We start from the raw sequence: 1866 nt of genomic DNA, 5'->3' as shown, positions 1-1866 counted from the left end.
GCAAAACAATTGGGCGGTGACGATCGCTGTGGTGGACGACGGTGGCCATCTGCTCTGGTTGCAGCGTCTGGATGGCGCAGCAGCCCTTTCAGCGCACATTGCACCCGCCAAGGCGCACACGGCGGCCTTGGGGCGTCGCGAAAGCAAAGCTTATGAAGATGTGATCAACGGTGGCCGAAGCTCTTTTCTGAGCGTGCCTGCCATTGGCGGCATGCTTGAGGGTGGCGTGCCGATCGTGAAGGACGGCGTCTGTCTGGGTGCGGTGGGTGTCAGTGGTGTGAAGTCCACGGAAGATGCCCAAATTGCCCGTGCCGGCATTGCCGCGCTCTGAGTGGTTTTGCCCTGGCCCGGAGCTCCCTCCCGGACGCTCATTGCAGCGCGAAATGAATGGGGACGTTGAACCACATGTCCTGCGCCGTGCCGTCGCGCCGGCCGGGCACATAACGCCACGCCATCACGGCGTGCAAGGCGGCCTGGTCGAGGCGGGTGTAACCACTTGATTGACCGATCTCCCCCTGCTGCGGCTTGCCGTCCTTGTCAATAAGTACCCGAATCACCACTTTGCCCTGTTCGCCCAACCTGCGACTGATGGCGGGGTAGGCAGGTGCAGGGTTGTTCAGATAATCGGCGTTGCTGGACGGCAAGACCGTGACTGGCGTGGCCGGCGTTGCTTGGGCCAGGGTTGCTACACCCGTGTGCGCGCTGCGTGCGTTGGCCACCTCGCCGATTTTGTCAGTGATCCCAAGCCCTGTCGTGAGGTTGGTGGCGGGGGTCGAAACCGGCGCGTCGCTTGCCGTGGGTCTGGCTGTTTCGGTTTGTTTTTGCGCCGCAACCAGGCTTGATGTCTTTACTTTGCTGGAGACTGGCCGCGTGGGGCTGGCCGATGGCACGGGCGCGGCTGGCCAAAGGGGTGGGGCGGTGGGTGCCAGCTGGAAGCGCAGGGCCGGCGCGACCACCCCGTCATGATGGGGTGCGAGCTGGAGCCAGCCAAGCAGTGCCACGTGCCCAGCCAGCACGCCCGAAATCAGACAGACCTTGCGCCACAAAACCCGGTTCCCCAATGCTTAATAGGTCATGTGTTCGATGCGCAACTCCTGCAGGATGGTGGTTGCAATTTCCTCGATCGATTTGGTGGTCGTGGACAGCCACTTGATCCCTGAGCGGCGCATCATGGCTTCAGCTTCCTTGACTTCATGGCGGCAATTGGCCAAAGACGCGTATTTGGAGTGCGGCCGGCGTTCGTTGCGAATTTCACTTAAACGTTCGGGCTGGATGGTCAGGCCAAATAGTTTTTTATGATGCGGTTTGAGCGCGGGTGGTAAATCTTGCCGCTCGAAATCTTCCGGAATGAGCGGGTAGTTCGAGGCCTTGAGTCCGTATTGCATGGCCAGATAGAGCGAGGTGGGTGTTTTGCCACTGCGACTGACCCCCACCAGAATCACGTCAGAACGGGCCAGGTCGCGATGTGACTGGCCGTCGTCATGATCCAGTGAAAAATTGATGGCATCAATGCGGGACTGGTATTTCTTGCTTTTGCTGGCATCGCTGAAGCGGCCAATGCGGTGGTTCGACTTGATGCCCAGTTCCTCCTCAAGTGGGTGCACAAAGGTGCCAAACATGTCCATCAGCATGCCATGGCATCCCTGGCTGATGACGGCCATGACCTCTTCATTGGCCAAGGTGGTGAAAACCAGTGGCTTTTTACCCTCAAGCGCGCCGGCCTGGTTGATTTGCCGCACGGCCTGGTGCGCCTTGTCCACCGTGTCGGTAAAGGGCAGTCGGACCCGACGAAAGTCAACTTCAAACTGGTTCAGGATGGCGTGGCCAAAGGTTTCGGCGGTGATGCCGGTGCCATCCGAGACAAAG

The 1866-nt window shown here is 60.0% G+C and carries 3 protein-coding genes; 1 reads left to right on the top strand and 2 read right to left on the bottom strand.

Features of this window, described 5'->3' with window-relative positions:
* Positions 1 to 331, top strand: a 331-nt coding sequence (locus tag WAZ62_RS06615; RefSeq protein ID WP_422642722.1) for a GlcG/HbpS family heme-binding protein, incomplete at its 5' end; no start/stop codon positions are given.
* Positions 332 to 368: 37 nt separating this feature from the next.
* Here WAZ62_RS06615 and WAZ62_RS06610 read toward each other — a convergent pair.
* Both WAZ62_RS06610 and ppsR read right to left on the bottom strand, forming a co-directional pair.
* Positions 369 to 1046, bottom strand: a complete 678-nt coding sequence (locus WAZ62_RS06610) for a TonB family protein (protein WP_422642721.1) — start codon at positions 1044 to 1046, stop codon at positions 369 to 371.
* 18 nt (positions 1047 to 1064) lie between these two features.
* A partial coding sequence (gene ppsR / locus WAZ62_RS06605) for a posphoenolpyruvate synthetase regulatory kinase/phosphorylase PpsR (RefSeq protein ID WP_422642720.1) occupies positions 1065 to 1866 on the bottom strand: 802 nt, incomplete at its 5' end.

This window comes from Zavarzinia sp. (genome assembly GCF_049306435.1).
In the GTDB taxonomy this organism is placed as follows: domain Bacteria; phylum Pseudomonadota; class Alphaproteobacteria; order Zavarziniales; family Zavarziniaceae; genus Zavarzinia.
Note: the sequence above shows the minus strand (reverse complement) of the source record. Positions and strands in the feature narration are given on the sequence as shown.